Source organism: Gordonia sp. 34D (assembly GCF_056682775.1).
In genome coordinates this window covers 2912509-2929624 of sequence record NZ_CM155293.1, presented here as the reverse complement: position 1 = coordinate 2929624, position 17116 = coordinate 2912509, and the positions used below count along the sequence as shown (strand labels likewise).

Annotated in this window: 13 protein-coding genes; 6 read left to right on the top strand and 7 right to left on the bottom strand. The window is 65.5% G+C overall.

Going from position 1 to position 17116, the window contains the following annotated elements:
• Positions 1-393: 393 nt before the first annotated feature.
• Positions 394-1446: a beta-keto acid cleavage family enzyme gene (locus tag AC1L34_RS13620; RefSeq protein WP_424323976.1), complete on the top strand. Its 1053-nt coding sequence runs from the start codon at positions 394-396 to the stop codon at positions 1444-1446.
• Positions 1447-1458: 12 nt separating this feature from the next.
• Here the strand turns inward: AC1L34_RS13620 and AC1L34_RS13615 are convergent, their stop codons facing one another.
• Positions 1459-2523, bottom strand: coding sequence for an AraC family transcriptional regulator (locus AC1L34_RS13615; RefSeq protein ID WP_424295537.1), 1065 nt, complete (start codon positions 2521-2523; stop codon positions 1459-1461).
• Positions 2524-2755: 232 nt separating this feature from the next.
• Here AC1L34_RS13615 and AC1L34_RS13610 point away from each other — a divergent pair, with 232 nt between their 5' ends.
• The gene (locus AC1L34_RS13610; RefSeq protein ID WP_424295539.1) at positions 2756-3133 is read left to right on the top strand and encodes a carboxymuconolactone decarboxylase family protein; all 378 of its coding nucleotides are present in this window, start codon (positions 2756-2758) and stop codon (positions 3131-3133) included.
• Here AC1L34_RS13610 and AC1L34_RS13605 read toward each other — a convergent pair.
• Entirely contained in the window at positions 3057-4736 is a 1680-nt protein-coding gene (locus AC1L34_RS13605) for an MmpA family trehalose lipid delivery protein (RefSeq protein WP_424295535.1), read from the bottom strand. The two genes, AC1L34_RS13610 and AC1L34_RS13605, sit on opposite strands and share 77 nt — an antisense overlap.
• Before the next feature lie 13 nt (positions 4737-4749).
• Positions 4750-5664, bottom strand: a complete 915-nt coding sequence (locus AC1L34_RS13600; protein WP_424295533.1) for an HpcH/HpaI aldolase/citrate lyase family protein — start codon at positions 5662-5664, stop codon at positions 4750-4752.
• 81 nt (positions 5665-5745) lie between these two features.
• On the opposite strand from AC1L34_RS13600, the gene AC1L34_RS13595 reads away from it, so the two are divergent.
• Complete coding sequence (locus tag AC1L34_RS13595) at positions 5746-7032, top strand: polysaccharide biosynthesis protein (protein ID WP_424295531.1); 1287 nt, start codon at positions 5746-5748, stop codon at positions 7030-7032.
• Here the strand turns inward: AC1L34_RS13595 and AC1L34_RS13590 are convergent.
• A complete protein-coding gene (locus tag AC1L34_RS13590; protein WP_424295530.1) occupies positions 6941-8041 on the bottom strand; it encodes a porin PorA family protein in 1101 nt (366 codons plus the stop codon). The genes AC1L34_RS13595 and AC1L34_RS13590 overlap by 92 nt on opposite strands.
• A gap of 38 nt (positions 8042-8079) precedes the next feature.
• Here AC1L34_RS13590 and AC1L34_RS13585 point away from each other — a divergent pair, with 38 nt between their 5' ends.
• Complete coding sequence (locus AC1L34_RS13585) at positions 8080-9309, top strand: acyltransferase family protein (protein ID WP_424321954.1); 1230 nt, start codon at positions 8080-8082, stop codon at positions 9307-9309.
• Here AC1L34_RS13585 and AC1L34_RS13580 read toward each other — a convergent pair.
• On the bottom strand, positions 9207-13457 hold the full coding sequence (locus AC1L34_RS13580; protein WP_424321953.1) for an alpha-(1->3)-arabinofuranosyltransferase domain-containing protein: 4251 nt from the start codon (positions 13455-13457) through the stop codon (positions 9207-9209). The two genes, AC1L34_RS13585 and AC1L34_RS13580, sit on opposite strands and share 103 nt — an antisense overlap.
• 23 nt (positions 13458-13480) lie before the next feature.
• Positions 13481-13678, bottom strand: coding sequence for a DUF2613 family protein (locus AC1L34_RS13575; RefSeq protein WP_424296775.1), 198 nt, complete (start codon positions 13676-13678; stop codon positions 13481-13483).
• 89 nt (positions 13679-13767) lie between these two features.
• Between AC1L34_RS13575 and AC1L34_RS13570 the strand changes: the two genes are divergently transcribed.
• Entirely contained in the window at positions 13768-15018 is a 1251-nt protein-coding gene (locus AC1L34_RS13570; protein ID WP_424321952.1) for a glycoside hydrolase family 3 N-terminal domain-containing protein, read from the top strand.
• A 28-nt stretch (positions 15019-15046) separates the two neighbouring features.
• Positions 15047-15658, top strand: coding sequence for a TetR/AcrR family transcriptional regulator (locus AC1L34_RS13565; protein ID WP_424296771.1), 612 nt, complete (start codon positions 15047-15049; stop codon positions 15656-15658).
• Between the two features lie 35 nt (positions 15659-15693).
• On the opposite strand, the gene AC1L34_RS13560 is transcribed toward AC1L34_RS13565, so the two are convergent.
• A complete protein-coding gene (locus tag AC1L34_RS13560) occupies positions 15694-17097 on the bottom strand; it encodes an LCP family protein (protein ID WP_424321951.1) in 1404 nt (467 codons plus the stop codon).
• Positions 17098-17116 lie beyond the last annotated feature (19 nt).

Below are 17116 nucleotides of genomic sequence, written 5' to 3'. Positions count from 1 at the left end.
ATCGCCAAAAAAGCTTGCAGGCGGTTAACTGACAGGATAGCGTTACATACCGGTGAACCGGTTTATCCGGATAGATCGCCGAAGGCCTTCAGTATTGGTTGGAATCACTGGGAGGGAGTTCCAACCGACGGGCCGAGGGTGTGTCAGGGTAGCGTTCTCATCCCGGCACCAACGCCAGTGCGCGACCCCCGCGCCATAACTATTCGCGAGGGTGGCGCACTGGCGTTTTCCTTTTCCCGATCCCCGACTCCTGTCCCGAAACAGCATGTTTCGTGTCCCGTAGCGGTAAGAATCGTTCTGCTCGGCTTCATAGCATGAGAGGCATCACATCGAGCGGTTGGGTGTGGCACACACCTCCCTTGATCTCGATTCCCCTCGGCAAGGAGTTCCACAATGCATTTCCACGACGACGCCCTGTTCCCTGAGCTTCAGGACAAGTTGGTCATCACCGCTGCCCCGTATGGTCCGGAGTGGGAGCTTGATGACTTCCGCGAAGATCTTCCGTTGACGATGGAAGAGCACATCCAGAAGGCTGTGGACTGCTACGAGGCCGGCGCTACCGTCCTGCACATTCACGTGCGTGAGGAAGATGGTCACGGTTCCAAGCGGATCTCGAAGTTCAACGAGCTTCTGGCCGGTCTGCGTGAGGCTGTGCCGGATATGATTTTGCAGGTCGGCGGCTCGATCTCCTTCGCTCCGGAGGGTGAGGGTGCAGACGCGAAGTGGCTCTCTGACGATGTGCGCCACATGCTGGCCGAGCTCGATCCGAAGCCGGACCAGGTGACGATCGCGATCAACACCTCGCAGATGAACATCATGGAGTTGATGACCGCTGACGATATCGCCGGTACCTCGCTGGAGCGTCCGGAGTTGTCGGAGACCTACCGTGAGATGACTGTTCCGGCTGGTCCGGAGTGGGTGGAGGAGCACCTGCGTCGTCTGCAGGCTGCGGGTATTCAGCCGCACTTCCAGCTTTCGTCGATCCCGCAGTTGGAGACCGTGGAGCGGTTGATCCGTCGCGGTAAGTACACCGGTCCGTTGAACCTGACCTGGGTTGGTATCGGTGGTGGCTTTGATGGCCCGAACCCGTACAACATCATGAACTTCATCCAGCGGGTTCCCGATGGTGCGTGCTTGACGTTGGAGACGCTGATGCGTTCGGTCGCTCCGGTCAATGCGCTGGCGATCGCGTTGGGTCTGCACAGCCGTTGCGGCAACGAGGACACCATTTGGGGTGCCAAGGGCGAGAAGATGGGCTCGGTCGATCAGATCAAGCAGCTCGTGCGTCTGGCTAACGAGTTGGGCCGTGAGGTTGCCACCGGCAAGGAAGCTCGCGATATCTACCGCATCGGTGAGTGGTACGCCGACGCTGATGAGACGCTGGCCAAGCTCGGTTACGCACCGAACCGTCAGCCCGGCCAGGTCGGCTTCACCGGCCACGCCTAAGCGGAACTCTTTCTAAGACGTTCTTCGACCGCCGCCTTCACCGATTCCATCGGTGGAGGCGGCGGTTTGCTGTTCGGGTGCTGCCTGTTCCGGGCTGCGCTGCTGGGATGCCCACTGCCGCGGACTCACGCCGAACCGCTGGCGGAACCACCGCGAGAAGGCGCTCAGCTCGGAGAACCCCATCTCGGTTGCGATCTCGGTCAGCGTGCTGCGCTCCTTCAGGATGGCCGCCGTCGCCTGCTCGCTTCGGACCTGATCGAGGATCGACGAGTACGAGTCGCCCGTAGCCGATAGGCGGCGATGCATTGTGCGCCGATCCAAGTTGAGGGTGTGGGCGACGCGGTCGACCGAGCAGTGAGCCTCCGGGAGGAGGGTCGCGATCAGTTCGTGGACTTGCTGCGCGAGCGTGAGGCCGGCGGCGGGGGCTAGGAGGCCCAAATATTCCTGGGCAAAGGGGCGGAGTAGCGGGTCGGCAAGAAGGTTTGGCTGGTCTAGGTCGCTGGTCGGGGTAACGATGCCATTGAAATCATGATCGAAGATCACGCGGTCGCCGAGCAGTCGGCGATGGGTCGACACGTCGGCGGGTGCGCTGTGGGAAAAGTAGATTGCCGACGGCGCCCAGTCCGCGGGCATCAGATCGGACAAAATTCGGTACATGGAACCGACTGCAAACTCGACGGACTGCCGATGAAATGTGTCCGGCGAAGGGACAGACTCAAAAATTGTCAATCCCTGCGCCTCCGACAAGCGGAGTTCGACCGCCTCATTGTGCAGGTTCAGGTGTCGCAAGATGATGTTGACGGCACTGCGGAGATCGGGTTCCTCGCGGGCGACGAGGCCGATCGCACCCAGATGGGAGACTCCGCGGTCGGCTGACATGCGAATGCCAAAGTCGGCGTGACCCGACTGTTCCGCTGAGATCTCGAGCAGATGGTCCACGGCTCGGGCGGGGATCCATCCGGTCGGGGAAGCGTACCGGCTGGGGTCAATCCCTGACACGCGCAGGAGGGGGTGGGGGTTGAGTCCCACGGATTCCGCGAGCTCGATGTATCCGCTGAGGGCCGTGCTGCGAATCATCAACATGAGCCAATATTGACCCAGAATGTCAACTCTCGTGACCGAATTGGTCAAACTCTGGGGTGTGCTGGCTCATACGATGAGGTACATCACAGCAATCGCGGACGTGGCGATGCACGGAACTCAGAGGAGATCGTCGATGACCATTACCGAAGTACGCCAGGCTGCAGGCCATCCCGCCACCGAGCAACCCACCCAGCAACCCGCCACCGAGCATCCCGTAGTAGACGCGATGAAATCGGGAGGCGGCTGGAACCACCTCTGGGATGGTCTGTACGAGATGGATCCGGACTGGACCGAGCAGTACATGGCGATGGCGATGGCGACCTTCCAAAGCGGCATCATCGATCCCAAGGTGGTTCAGATGCTTTGTATCGCCGTCGACGCCTCAGCCACGCACATGTATGCGCCAGGAACTCGGCGGCATATCCAAGCCGCACTCGATATGGGCGTCACGCCCGAGGAAGTCCTCGAAGTGCTCAAACTGGCAACCACGGTCGGCATCCACTCCTGCAATATCGGGGTCCCAATCCTCACCGAAGAAATGGCCGCACGCGGGCTGTTGCCGCAGGCAGCAGCAGCGCAATCAGCGCCGCGAGCAGCGAGCTGACCCACAGCGCGAACGCGATGATCGCCGCCGTCCACGCTGGCATCCCCGGCGTGGGCGGCGGTTCGGCGCTGTCGATCCGGTACAGGGTCAGGTGTTGGCCCCGATAGACGGGCTCGACCGCAGCAAGGTCGGCGGGTGGGGTGGACTCTTCGACGACGACCCAACCGATGCCGAGGTGGGCGAGTTCCCGGGTGTCGCCCCCATCGCGAAGAGTTTCAACCACCTCGAACGTTCTGCCGGTCGGGGAGTCCACCGGTTCGCCATCGACGAACAACTCACCGGAGACGACGACGGGGGCGTCGAGCATCCGCGGCAGCGGCGACAGCGACTGGCCCCCCACCCACGACAGTCGTCGCACATTGTCGGCGGGCCACAGTGCGACGGCCCCGCTACGACCGTCCGCGTTTGCCCCGATGAGGCCGGTGACGCGGCCGTAGTCGGCGGGGTAGGCGACGGGCTTGATGTTGCCGCCGACGCCCCACGCGAGGTCGGGTAGCGGTGCCACAACCAGCGCCAACATCGCGGCGACCGCAAAGCCAGCGGGAATCAGTCGGCGGAGGGCGGCCACCGCTGCCGCGGCGGCAAGAGACACGAACGGGACCGCGAGGGCCAGATACTTGTGGGTGTCGCGCACGAGTCCGGCGCCGGGCACGTGGGCAAGCAGCATGTCCATGAGCGCAATCCCCGGCGACGTCGCGGCCAGCACCACCACCAGCACGACCACCGCGGCTAACATCCCGAGGGCCCCGACCGTGCGCGCAGAATCCAGTCGTAGGCGAACCATGGACCACGTACCCAGGGCGACGACGCTTACCAGCATGACTGTCGCGACCAGCGCCCATGGCCCGGTCCGACTGGCCGGTACGGCATCGGCATTCCAGATTCCGCCGAGTCCAAGCGCCGTACCGAAGGTCCCCAACCACGGCTCGGCGCGCAGGGCAAAGGCAGTGGCACCACCCGACCAGCCCACATTCGACGAGACGACCGCGCCAACCAGCCACGGGGAAGCGGTGACAACCCAACAGCCGACCAACCCCGTCAGCATTCGGCCGGGCAGTCGGGCCGCGACCGCGGTCACGACCGCCACCAGCAGCACCAGAATTGAGCCCGTCGGGGTCAACCCGCCAGCGGCGAATGCTCCGGCGAGCATCGCCCATCGTCGCCACGATGGCTCGCGATGCAGTGACAGCACCGCGAGCACGGTCCATCCCAGGGCGGCGTAGCCAGCGAGCAAACTCCAATGGCCCTGCAGCAGTCGTTCGGCGACGAAGGGATTCCAGATGGCCACGGCCGCGGCAGCGACGGTTCCGGCCCGCCCGGTTACCGGAATCAGCTGCGCGGCGAGTTTCCCGTACCCGACACCGGCGGCGAACAGTGCGAGCGCCGTGAACCCGGCAACCAGCCAGCCGCCGTCGACCAGGCGTGAAGCCAACGCCAGTGCGGTGTCTTGCGGGACCGCCCTCGGTGCGCTCCCGTCGATCCCCAAGGCACTGGCCGTCATCGGGAATTGCGGCGTCGCCACCGCGTCGCGGTACAGCAGGTACTTCCCAAAAATGGGGCCGCAGATCAGGGCGGTGAGCAGCGCACTGAACGCGTACAGCACCGCGACAACCGAGCTAGTAGTGGTAGGTGTCGGTGGGAGCAGGCATGTGGTCGTTGATCCCGTAGTCGCTCGGGACGATCTTGTAGGCGCGAGCCAGTTCCAAGATCTTGGTGCCACGGGCAATACGAGGCAGGTCAGAGCCATTGCGGATCTCGCCGCCATCGGCCTCGAATTCGGCGAAAAATTCCCGCGCCCACTTGATCTCGTCCTGCGACGGCGACAAGCCCTCGTTCACGGCGGCGCACTGGTCGGGGGTCAGGCAGATCTTGCCGGTCATCCCGTACTCGGCGCTAACAGCGGTCGCCTCCGACAGCTTCAACGCGCTGGAACCGACGGTCGGACCGTCGATCGCCGACGGTAGGTTCGCGGCTTTCGCGGCGATGGTGAAGCGGGCGCGGGCGTAGGCGAGGGTGGCTGGCTGATCACCGAAGCCGGTGTCGCGTCGGAAGTCACCGATACCGAATGCCAATCGGAAGCAGCCCTTTGCGGAGGCGATCTCGGCGATGCGCTCGAGGCCGCGGGCGGTTTCGACGAGAGCGACGATCGGCACGCCCGGGACCCGCTGCGCGGTCTCGGTCACGTGGTCAACGGATTCGACCATCGCCAGCATGATGCCACCGATGGACGTGCCCGCCAGAGCGGCGAGGTCGGCGGCCCACCACGGCGTGCCAAAGCCATTGATGCGGACCCAGTCCGAGTGGCCGTCGGCCAGCCAGCGGACCACATTGTCGCGGGCGGCGTCTTTGTCCTTGGGGGCGACGGCATCCTCGATATCAAGAATGACGATGTCGGCCCGCGACCGCGAAGCGGTCTCGAAACGCTCATATTGAGCGCCGTTGACCAACAGCCAGCTGCGGGCCAGAACGGGGTCGATGCGGGAACCGACGACAGATGGGTCGGTCTCAGTGAAGGAATCTGTGTCGTACATCGACTGTTAGCGCTCGTCTCAAATCCGGTGGGGATGCTGCCGATGCAGTCTATCGCGAGTGCGGCAGGCACACTGGTCAGCATGGTCGAGCCTGTTGCCGCACCCCCCGCATCCGCGGGTCGAATGGGTGGCCTTGTGCGCTCCCTCGGCTGGGTCACCGTTGGCACACTTCTCGCGAACCTGCTCGCCTATGCCGTGCAAGTCCCGGCGAGTCGGGTCCTCGGGCCCGACGGGTTCGGCGAATTCTCAGTGCTCAACGCGGCCATGCTGATTGCGTCAGTACCCGCGTTGGCCTTGCAGTCAGTGGTGGCGCGCGAAGTGGTTCGCGGCACCGATCGTCGACGACTCTGGCGGCTTATCGGGATGGTCTTCCTGGCGGTTGCCGGGCTATCGGTGCTCGGCGTGGCCGCGATGCGCGAGATCGCGCACACCGGAACCGCGTCGACGGTCGCGGCGCTCGCGAGTGCGGCACCGCTCGCGGTGATCGCTGGAGGGCAAGGATTTCTGCAGGGTTTCGGCCGCTTCGGCCTGCTCGGCGGAGTCCTTGCCGGGGTCGGCGTCTTGCGGTCGATGCCGGTGGTTGCGGCCGTGTACGCCGGAGCCGATGCGACGGGCGCGCTCGTCGCCGGGACGGCAGGCACGATGGTCGCCGCGGTTGTCGTCGCCGCGGTGGTCGGGGGCGTCACTGCGGCAGAGCAACGCAGCGGAGCGGGCTTCGGACATGGGCGACCCGCCGTGTCATTGCTCGACGTCCTCGCCGCTTCGGGTGTGCAGTTCGTGATGATCGTCGCGGTGTCGGTAGACCTGCTGCTGTCGCGGTCGGTGCTGTCGCACGAGGAAGCGGGGGTTTACGCGCTCGGTGCGGTCGCGACGAAGGCGGCGTTCTGGCTGCCGCAAGCCGTGGGGGTGGTGGTGTATCCGCGACTGGCCGATCCGACAGCGTCGTCGAATGCCTTGCGGAAGGCGATTGGCGTGCTGGCGGCGATCGGTGCGGCCACCACGCTGGTTGCCGGGATCGCCGGTCCGCTGGTTCCCATCGTGATCTCGAACGACTACCGACCGGTCGCCGGGCTAATGTGGCTCTTCGCGCTGGCCGGGGCGCTGCTGGCAGTTCTACAGGTGATGCTCTTGGCGGCAATCGCACAGAATCGGGCACGCGGTGCGTTGCCCGCCCTTGTCATTCTCATCGGCGAGGTCATCATCATCGTGACCGTCGTCAACACGGTGGTCGAGTTGGCAGCGGTTGCTGCCGTGTCGGCGGCGTGCGCCGTCGTCGCTACGGGGCTGTTCGGTGTGCGGATTTTCGGCTGGACCGGACAACGAGCACCAGACCGCAAAGCAGCAGAAGCACCCCAAGCGTCCCGCTAGCGACAGGCAGGACGCGCGTCGCGAGCAAAACCGGGCGGGCCCGATCGCGGGCCTCGTTGGCACCGTCGATCCGACTTTGTCGATCCCCGGTCAATACCGTCCGCAGATTAGTCAGCGCGAAGTCGCGCAGCGCCGGATACTTGGCGACCTCGTCAGCGGTGAACCGGTAGCTCTCGGTGATGTCGACGCGCTGATCGATAACGACGCCGGTCCGCTCGTCGACGTAGAGGTCCCTGGTGGACTGATAATGCAGGACTGCCGTCAACTCGGTGTTCGGGGCGACACCGGGAAACTGCCCGAACCACGACGCCGGGCGCCGAATCACCCCGCGCGGATCGGTACCCGCCGACCCGAGATCGGTCTCGGGGACCTGCGCCTGCAGTCGTCGAACGTCCCGGCCGTCGATCGACATACCACCCAGGTCGTGGAGGGGGACGGTGGTCCGAGTCGGCACATCGAAGTAGTCGCCGGGTGCGGCCCATCCGTACGGCAACACGTACGTGCGGCCCGTCCGGTTAGGGACGTCGACGGCCGCGCGCTTGTCGTCGTACTGGATGCTCGATTGACCGGTCGGCGAGGCGGACTGGCGGCCAAGCGTGACGCGGTCGATGGTTGCCACCAGGGTCGGCTCGGCACAAACGTCTTTAGCGTCCACGGACTTCCCGCCCAGCACATAGGTGTCGACGCCGAGGGCTGTGCCCGCCTGCACCGTCACCACGTTCGAGTCGGCCGGTCGCACGGCCACGCTGCGTTGCCGCTGCTGCACGTCGGCTTCCAGGACCTGCGCCGTGGGTCGCTCAAGGGAACAGCGGTCTAAGACCAGCGTGCCGTCGGAACCGTCGGCCACCCACGTGCGATCGATCGTCAACGGCAGCTTCTTGAGACCCGACCCGACGATCGGCCCCATCGCGAATGCTGCCGCCAAGAGCAGCGCACCGAGGAAGAACAAAGTGGGCACGATTAGGTCCCGCGTCGAGAATCGGGGACTTTCACCGGGCGCATCGGTCATGGAAGCAACACTAGTAGCCCATTACCCTGGGGCAGGACATGACTGACTCGCAGCGCTCTCCCGTGCCGCCGCCTCCGGCTAGACGGTTCTATCCGCAGCTCGAAGGGCTGCGCGCGGTCGCCTCGCTCGGGGTTCTGACCACCCATGTCGCGTTCCAGACCGCAGCCACCACCTGGCCGGTAGTCGGCGAAGTACTCGGCCGCCTCGACTTGGCCGTCGCACTATTCTTCGCGTTGAGCGGTTTCCTTCTCTGGCGGCCATACGCGTCCGCGGCTCGCGGTGACCGTACTCGCGCCGATGCCCAGCCGCCGAATGTGCGCCGCTACCTGCGGCACCGTTTCGTCCGCATTTGGCCGGCCTATGCGCTGGTCGTGGTGGTGGTCCTGCTGTTGCTGCCGCAAGCGCGGGGAGCGTCGGCGACCGTGTGGCTGGCAAACCTGACGTTGACCCAAGTTTTTGTCCCGCTCACCCTGGCCCCCGGGCTCACCCAAATGTGGAGCCTGTCGGTGGAGGTGGCGTTCTATCTGTTGCTGCCGCTTATTGGGCTTGCACTCCGGAAAGTCTGCGGGGCGCGAGCGCATCGTCGGATCCCGATCATCATCGCCGTTGCCGTCGTGAGCCTCGGATGGACGTGGGTCACTCGCCTGATGGTGTTGCCTGCGGGCGTCGAGGCGCGCAACTGGGTGCCCGGCTACCTGTCGTGGTTCGCGGTGGGGCTCGTGTTGGCGGAGGTAATGGCTGCGTTGTCGGCCGGTGCGATCAGCACCGGATCGCAGGCGGTCCGAATCGCGGCAAACCGACCATTGATGTTCGCGGTGTTCGTAGCCGCCTACGCCCTCGCATGCACCCCGATTGCCGGGCCTGTCGGACTCGGTGACATGACGCATATGACCTACCTCGTGAAGATGCTGCTCGGGGCAATCGCATCCGCTGCGGTGCTGGCACCGCTGGTGTTGGCACCGGTCACCGATGAGCGCGCGCGTTTCCGTTTTCTCGACTCCCGGCCGATGAACGCGTTGGGGCGGTGGTCGTACGGGATTTTCATTTGGCATCTCGCCGTCCTGTCGGTCGTGTTCGGACTGTTCGGGATCCCGATGTTCAGCGGACACTTTTGGCAGGTCTGGCTGCTGACGGTGGTCTTGACGGTTGCAGTGTCGGCCGCGAGCTATGCCTTCGTTGAAGAGCCACTGCGCGCGGCACTCAAGCGGTCGGAGGGCAAGATCCCCGACCAGACCGCCACCGCCACCGCGACGAGCGCGAACGCCTGAGCCCACCCGCTGTAACCGGCATACGGTGCACCGGAATGCCACGGACCGGTCGCCAGCACGACCGCCGCGGTGAGCAGCGACGCAAACACCAGCGGCGGTCGTGCGTGAGGGGGGATTCGCCAGGCCACGACACCGGCGATGCCCGCGATCAGTAGACCGGGCCACCCGGTCAGGAGCGATGCGGCCGCGAGGAAGGCGAGCGCTGGCAGATAGGGCGAGCCGGGCCGCGCGGCCACCAGTTCAGCCGGCCCGGCGACGCCGCGGCGAGGCCAGAACGCGACGACGAACAGCAGGGCCATCAGTGCCAGACCCACCCCCATCGCCCACCGATACGGGGAATCGAAATCGAAGGTCAGGGCCACGGTGCCCGCGACGCCCGCGGGTACCAGCCACCCCTGCTGCCATCCGTCGACCACGATCGGCGTCAACTCCCGGTCCCCAACGCGTGCATGCCAGCCCGGGTTGGTGCTTTCGGGGACAAACAGCACCCGCTCAGTTGTTGCGGGGTCGATGCGGACGGCTCGATCGGTGGCGTCCCACCGTTCCACTTGCGGCCGAGTCACCGAGGTCGGGGTCGGCTCGTTGGGAGTGTGCAAGCTGTCGGGAGTGCGCAAGCTGTCGGGGGTACGCAGGGTGACGGCGTCGACCGAAAACGCCTTTCCCGGATTCACCGACAACTCCTGCTCGCCAGCGGCCAACACCAGGGCTGGCCCGGGACACGGGGTTGCCGACACTGGTTCGCCACGGCGGAGGGCACCGGCGGTGGTGCTGACCTGCAGGCGAACGACCTGCCCGGAGACGGTGGCTCCCAGCCCGTACGGGCCGAAAGGGTCCGCATCGCACCGGATCTCGATCGGCCGATTGTCGTCGAATACCGGTTCCGGCCCTAGCGGCAGTACCTGTACCTCGCTGATTCCGGCGGGTGCGTCGGTCGCGAAACCCAGGTCGTTGACGTTGATCAGATCGCTGCGATTGTTGACCGTGATGACGATGGAGTCGGCGCGGGCGGTAGCGACCCTAACGGTGCCGTCGGCACTGACCTTTGCCTGCTGCTTGCTGACCGTCCGATCGCCGTCGCGCAGTTCGACGGTCACCGTGGTCGGCTTTGCCGGGTAGTCGGGTGCGGTGTGCAGGCGCACCCCGGAGACCTCGCGGACCGCCGGGAGGTGCAAGGTCAGTTGAGGTTTAGGGGACTTTTTGCCGGTGCTTTCCGGTGCTGTCCACGAGGTGTTCTGGTCACCGTCGACGGCGGCCGAAGCATTGCCGAGCGGATCGGCCACGGCCGAGGGGCCCTCGGCGGTGATAGTGCCCGGTTGGCGCAGCAAATCCGACAGTTCGCCGCCCGGGCGGGGCCTCAGGGTCACTTCCGGTGTCGCTTCGGTACCTGTCGGAACCGACAGGACTCGGCCGAAGATGCCGGGGGTTTCCGAACTCAAGCCGAGCGCGGGGGAGCAGCGGACTCGGCCGCCCGACGGTGACCGGTCCGCGGCGGTCACACAGTCGCTGCGCGCGCCGAACTCGGGCCCCAACACCCATTCGCTCACGCGGTCGGAGGCATCGCGGGTCGGCAATACCGTGCGATGCCGAATGGTTAGTGGCACATCAGTATTCGCGTCCGCGAGAGCCAGCGAAGAGATGGCGAATTGGTTGCCCGCCGAACCGTTCTCGGTGTCGATGGCGCGGATCTCGAGGTGCGATGTCTGGCCGGGCGGTGCCAGGATGCGCACCGGTTCGCCCGGTGTAATTCCTTGTGCCACGGTGCTGCCGTTGTTGGTCGTCAGGAGCAAGCTGGTGACGTCGGGACCAAGAGCTTTTGCTGTGGTGACGGTGACTGCGAGGTTGCTGCGGGGTTGCGTGAGGTCGATCGACATCCACTGCCCCACCGCAGACTCCAAACCGCGGGAAATCCACGCGGTAGCGGGGTCGCCGTCGAAGGCGGCGGCGGTGGAATTCGCCGGCGACGTCCGGCCCGGCTGTGTCGCGTCGGCCGCCGATCCGGAACTGCCCACTCGTACTTGGTCGCTGTGGCCATCCAGGAGCCACTGGCCCTGCACCAGTTGCTGGTTGCCGACCGCATAGTCGGGTGCGGCATTTTTCGTCAGCCGCGGATCGGCGGGCGACCGGATCGCCGACGAATGGTCGTCGACCCGACCAAAGTCGGTCTCGCGGTCGACGGGGGTATCAGTCACGACGATGTTGTTGGTGCTGAGACCGGCGCGTTTGGCGTCGCCGGTGAGAAGAGCCGGACCCAATGCGGGCAGACCCGCCCGACTTCGCGAATCCTGCACCGCCAGTACGCTTTCGGGACCGCCACTGATGCGCGGCATGGTCGTCGCGTCGACCAAGCCGGGACCGCCGACCGCAGATCCTTGGTCGCTGGTGGCGTTGACGCGATAGACGGTGACCGCTGGCATGCGGGGCCGCAGGCCGTCGTCGACGACGATCCCATCAATCGTTGCCGGTGCCACGAGCGGGCCAAACGTGACGGCCTGCGACAGTCCCGGTGAGTTTTCGATTGCCTGCGCGACGGTCAACGGTCGTGCCGAGCGGGACGTATTCGGATCCAAGTCGGCACGCAGCACGAGGTACCCGATGCCTTGCCCGGCGAGGGTCGCGGCCAATCCCGGCGACCCGCGACCGGAGTTCACGGCCCGCTGCACGGCATCCATGGCCCGAATCGCGCCCGGGGGGACCAGTGGAATCGCATCGCGCACGGCCCAGGGTGTCTGAGCCAGAGGCTGTAGCGGTTCGTCGCGTGTGAGGCCCCACAGTTGATCGGCGAAGGGGGCACCCGGCACCACCAGCGCTCGGCGCGGCGTCGGCGAGTCTTGCTCCTGAGCCTTCAGCCAGTCGGCGGTCTGCTGCCAGTAGCCGGGGATGCCAGCGAAACTCTTTGCCGGTGCCAGGCCTCCCGTCCACAGCAGGGAACCGGCGCCAAACGCCGCGATCACTACGACCATCGCCGCTGCTAACCCGCGTTCGCGGCCGGGAAGCGAACTCGGGGCCCGCACGCGAACTTTCCCGAGAAGATGCGCGACACCCAGAGCCAGCGGCAGTCGTAGGAGGGGATCGAACTTGTGAATATTGCGCAGGGCCGCGCCGGGGCCGTCGAGAAATGCAATGACGGTCTCGCGGATCGGGGACCCCAGCGCACCGGGATAGCCCAGGCACAATGCCAGCAAGCCAACGGTCAGGATGGCCAGCAGTCGTCGCCGAAAAGGCATGGCCCGCATGGTCAGGCCGGCGAGTCCGGCCGCGGCGACGATGGCGGTCGCGATCACCGCGGCCGGTTCGGACACCAGGACCGCGCCCACGGCGCGCTCCGGCGAGACGAACGGTGTCCACGAGTCAGTTCCGCGCAGCACTTCGGTCAGCGAGGTCCACTCGGTGGTGACACTCGCGGACTCGATGTAGTCCAGGAACGGTGGCGACACCCGCGACAGGATGAGGAGCGCGGCAATCCACCACAGGCAGGCCGCAGCGAGGGCGAGAGCCCACCAACAACCGAAGGTGAGTCCTCGACGGAGGCGGTCACGGTCGCGTCCGAGGGTCGCGAGCAACCACCAAATCACCGCCACCAGCACGGCGGCCCCGGTGGCGACGGCATTTACCGCACCCATGAGTGCGACAGCGCAGGCAGAGCGGGCGGCGTCGCGCCACAGCGGTCCGCGATCGGCATCGGGCGTCGTGTCGAGGGCGCGGATCACCGGGATCAGGACCCAGGGGGCCAGCATCATCGGCAGCGTCTCCGACGAGATGGTGCCCAGCGTCGTCATCACGCGCGGGGCCAACACAAACACCCATCCGGCGATGAGGCGAGACGTGAACGACCCAATGCGGAGGGTTTCGGCCAGGCGGACGATGCCGACAAAACCGATGGTCAGCAGTAGTGCCCACCAGAAACGCTGGACAATCCACGGCGGGAGGTGCAGCAGATCTCCGACGGCAAAGAATGCCCCGTGTGGAAAGAAGTAGCCGTACGCCTGATTCTGCACCTGGCCCATGGGCGCATCCGGAGACCACAGGTGCGCCGCCCGCGCTAGAAAGCCGCGGGGGTCGGTGGTCAGGTCGAGTTTGGTGTCGGGCGAAATCTGGCCCGGACGCTGCAGAAAGGAAATCAGCAGGGCGACGGCGGCAACCACAGCCACGCCGCGTTTAGTCACAGCGGGCGTCAGTTGTTGGAGTCGGTGCCGCCGCGGGAGCCGTAGTCGACCGATCCTTGAACGAAGCCATTCTCAGCGTTAAAGCTGTTGACGTCCGTTGACGGCTTGGTCTCGGAGGCAAGTTGCCCACCGAGGAACACCGCGCCGACCCCGACGACCACGCCAGCAATCGCGGCGACGGCTCCATATATCAGGCGTTGACGCATGGACCCCAAACTACCATCCTCGCCGTCTCCGGCCACTCGATGCGCTTTTGACGAATACGGCGGGACGAGGGGCATGAAACACTGGGGGAATGCGTCTGCGTTCACCAGAGTTCTATCGCCGCCCTTCCCGCCGTCGTGGAACGAACCTCCCGCGCCTTGGCCGCACGGTTGCGGTGCTGGTCGCCACCGTCGGACTGTTTGCGACCGCGGCGTGCTCGGATGCGCCGGTTGATAACGCCGCCTCCTCGAGTCTTTCCGCCTCTGCCAGCACTCCTGCGCCAAACTCGGCAGCGTCGTCGAGCAGCGTTGCGCCCGTGCCCCCCGCGTGCGGGGCCAAGCAGTTGAAGGAGCTGACTCTCCGCCAGAAGTTGGCGCAACTGCTGGTGGTCGGCGTGCAAAATACGGCCGACGCGCAGCAGGTGGTGAAACGCGAACACATCGGTGGCGTGTTCGTCGGCAGTTGGACGGACCTGGCTTTCCTCAAGGACGGTTCGGCAAAGAAGCTGTCGCAGAGCCAAAAGATTCCGCTGATGGTGACCGTCGACCAAGAGGGCGGTCGGGTGAGCCGCCTCAAGTCTCTTGGAATCGACCTGCCGTCGGCCCGCCAAATGGCGAAGGACAACACGCCCGAGCAAGTTCGGGCACTCGCTAAGGAAGCCGGAAAAAAGATGGCGGACCTGGGCATCACCGTCGACTTTGCGCCGTCGGCCGACGTGAGTGACCAACCCGACGACACCGTGATCGGCGACCGTTCCTTCTCAAGTGATCCCGACACGGTGACCGCCTATGCGGGTGCCTTCGCTCAAGGCTTGGCCGACGCGGGGATCATGCCGGTCTACAAGCATTTCCCCGGACACGGTCACGGCTCGGGCGATTCGCACACCGGCGCCGTGACGACGCCGCCGCTGGCGCAGATGCAGAACACCGACCTGGTTCCGTTCCGGAACCTGCTGAAAGATCCCGGCACGGCGGGGGTGATGGTTGGGCATTTGATTGTTCCGGGCCTCACCGGTCCGTCGACGCCAGCCAGCATTAGCCCGGCAGCGATCGGCATGCTGCGCAGCGGCAAGAAGTACAACGCTCCCGCGTTCAACGGTGTCGTGTTCACCGACGACCTGTCGGGAATGCAGGCGATCACCGACAAGTACACGATCGAGCAGGCCGTGCTGAAAGCCATCATCGCGGGCAGTGACATCGGTTTGTGGTTGACGACCGACCGCGTGACGTCGGTTCTCGATTCGCTGGAGAAGGCAGTTTCGACGGGTCGACTGTCCGAGAAGCGGGTAGATCGTTCGGTGGTGCGGATTTTGAAGGCGAAGGGCGTCGTCGACTGCGCCTGAGCTTCTTACTCGATGGTAAGTTGGTCTCATGGCGAGCGGAACAAAGCGACTGCCGCGTGCAGTTCGCGAACAGCAAATGCTGGACGCCGCAGTGACTGCATTTTCGGCGAACGGCTTCGCTGACACCTCGATGGATGCGATTGCCGCCGAGGCGAAGATCTCGAAGCCGATGTTGTACCTGTACTACGGGTCGAAGGACGAGTTGTTCAGTGCCTGCGTGGCGCGTGAGTCGGGCCGTTTCATGGAGGCCGTGTCTTCCGGATTCGACCTGTCGATGCGTCAGCGCGACCAAGCACGAACGCTGGTCCGTGAGTTCCTCCGCTACGTCTACGAGAACTCAGACTCGTGGCGCGTCCTGTACCGGGTGGCGGTCGGTAGTGCCTCATTCGCACACATCGTCACCGAGAGCCGCAACGGTGTAACCGCGATGATCACCGACTTGATTCGCCGCGGCACCACCACCGAGGGAGCCAGCGACGTCGACTTCGAACTGACCGCTGTGGCGCTGGTTGGTGCGGGCGAAGCTGTGGCCGATCGCGTCTCCGACGGCGGCATCGATCTTGAACGCGCCACCGACCTCCTACTGTCGATCACGTGGCGCGGTCTCCGCGGTGTCAACGTCCACGACGACGATCACTGACATCCAGGCGTATCGCTACTGCCACTCGTCAGTCGTCAGGATACTGCGCCGGTACCGGTGCTGAGGAGATCGTCGGGGACCGTCTGGCCGCGGGCGATGGCACCAAAGAAGGCGGAAGTCTTGTCGTCCGGGATCAACGAGTCGCCGTCATCGGTGTACTGGTCGCCGCCGCTCGGTGCGGTCGTCGTGACCGTGTTGCCGCTGATTTTGAACGCCAGCCAGGCGAGATCCCACAGATGATCGCCATTGTCGACGGTGACCGCGTCGGCACCTGCGTTCACGAACGGAATCAGCTTGAACGGATTCAGCAGGACCGAGGGGCTGGTTGCCTTCGCCATCAGGGCGGCGAGGAACTTGCGCTGATTCACCACGCGTTCCAAGTCGGCATTGGGGAAGGCACGGGTGCGGACCAGGCCGAGAGCTTGCTGACCATTCAGCGTTTGGCATCCGGCGGGCAGTCGGAGCCCGGCTTTCGGGTCGCGGAGGGGTTGATCCAAGCACATTTCGACGCCGCCGACAGAGTCGACGAGCTGGTCGAAACCGCCGAAGCCAATCTCGACGTAGTGATCAATGTGGACGCCGGTGAACTCCTCGACGGTCCGGACGAGCAATTGGGGCCCACCGTTATTGAAGGCGGCGTTGATCTTGTGGCTCCCCATGCCGGGAATCGGTACGTAGAGGTCGCGGGGAATGCTGATCAGCATCGGCTTCCCGGACAGCGGCAGGTGCGCCATCATGATCGTGTCAGTGCGGGCACCGTCGGCGTCGCCCGTCGCCAGGTTCTCCTTCTGTTGCGTCGAGAGGCCAGCGCGCGAATCCGTGCCGACGATCAGCCAGTTTGATCCAGGCGTGTCGCCGATTCGACCGGCGTACGACGACAGCGCGTCGACCCGGTGGAGCTTGCCGTCGTAGAAGAAGAGTAAGCCGACCGGGATGACGACGATCAGAAGCAGCAGGACCAGCAGGATTCGGCCGACTCGGAACTTGCGGCGCTTCCGCTGCTTTCGATGTCGGGTCGGCGAGGCGACGGCGGGTTTCCGGGGCGGCCCGCCAGGCGAGGTTCGATCGCGAGACGGGGTTCGATCGCCAGACGGGGTTCGATTCCCGGGTGGGGGCCGATTGCCAGGTGTGGCCGATTGTTGCCTCGCCGGGATCGGCTGGGGATCCTGGCGCGGGGCGTAGCCGGGTGCTGGCGGGCGGGTACCGGCGGCACGCGGCTGCTGGCTGGGACGGGGACTTTGATTCGGGGCGGGACGGGGATTTGGGGCGGGAGGAGGACTCTGGGTGGGACGGTAGCGCGGATCGGGCTCAGCCGACCAGGCCAACGGTGGCTGATACGGCGACTCCTGCGGCGGAGTGACGCGCCGGGTGGGCGACTCAGGAGCGCGCTGATCGCGCGGTCGCCGCTGGTGCGGCGGCTCGGGTCGCTGACGGTTCATTCCGATAACGCTACCGGCG

Coding starts and splice junctions, on each gene's coding strand:
- AC1L34_RS13565 (WP_424296771.1), top strand. CDS start 15,047: ATGGCGAGCGGAACAAAGCGACTGCCGCGTGCAGTTCGCGAACAGCAA.
- AC1L34_RS13570 (WP_424321952.1), top strand. CDS start 13,768: ATGCGTCTGCGTTCACCAGAGTTCTATCGCCGCCCTTCCCGCCGTCGT.
- AC1L34_RS13585 (WP_424321954.1), top strand. CDS start 8,080: ATGACTGACTCGCAGCGCTCTCCCGTGCCGCCGCCTCCGGCTAGACGG.
- AC1L34_RS13615 (WP_424295537.1), bottom strand. CDS start 2,523: ATGATTCGCAGCACGGCCCTCAGCGGATACATCGAGCTCGCGGAATCC.
- AC1L34_RS13600 (WP_424295533.1), bottom strand. CDS start 5,664: ATGTACGACACAGATTCCTTCACTGAGACCGACCCATCTGTCGTCGGT.
- AC1L34_RS13595 (WP_424295531.1), top strand. CDS start 5,746: ATGGTCGAGCCTGTTGCCGCACCCCCCGCATCCGCGGGTCGAATGGGT.
- AC1L34_RS13610 (WP_424295539.1), top strand. CDS start 2,756: ATGAAATCGGGAGGCGGCTGGAACCACCTCTGGGATGGTCTGTACGAG.
- AC1L34_RS13560 (WP_424321951.1), bottom strand. CDS start 17,097: ATGAACCGTCAGCGACCCGAGCCGCCGCACCAGCGGCGACCGCGCGAT.
- AC1L34_RS13620 (WP_424323976.1), top strand. CDS start 394: ATGCATTTCCACGACGACGCCCTGTTCCCTGAGCTTCAGGACAAGTTG.
- AC1L34_RS13575 (WP_424296775.1), bottom strand. CDS start 13,678: ATGCGTCAACGCCTGATATATGGAGCCGTCGCCGCGATTGCTGGCGTG.
- AC1L34_RS13590 (WP_424295530.1), bottom strand. CDS start 8,041: ATGACCGATGCGCCCGGTGAAAGTCCCCGATTCTCGACGCGGGACCTA.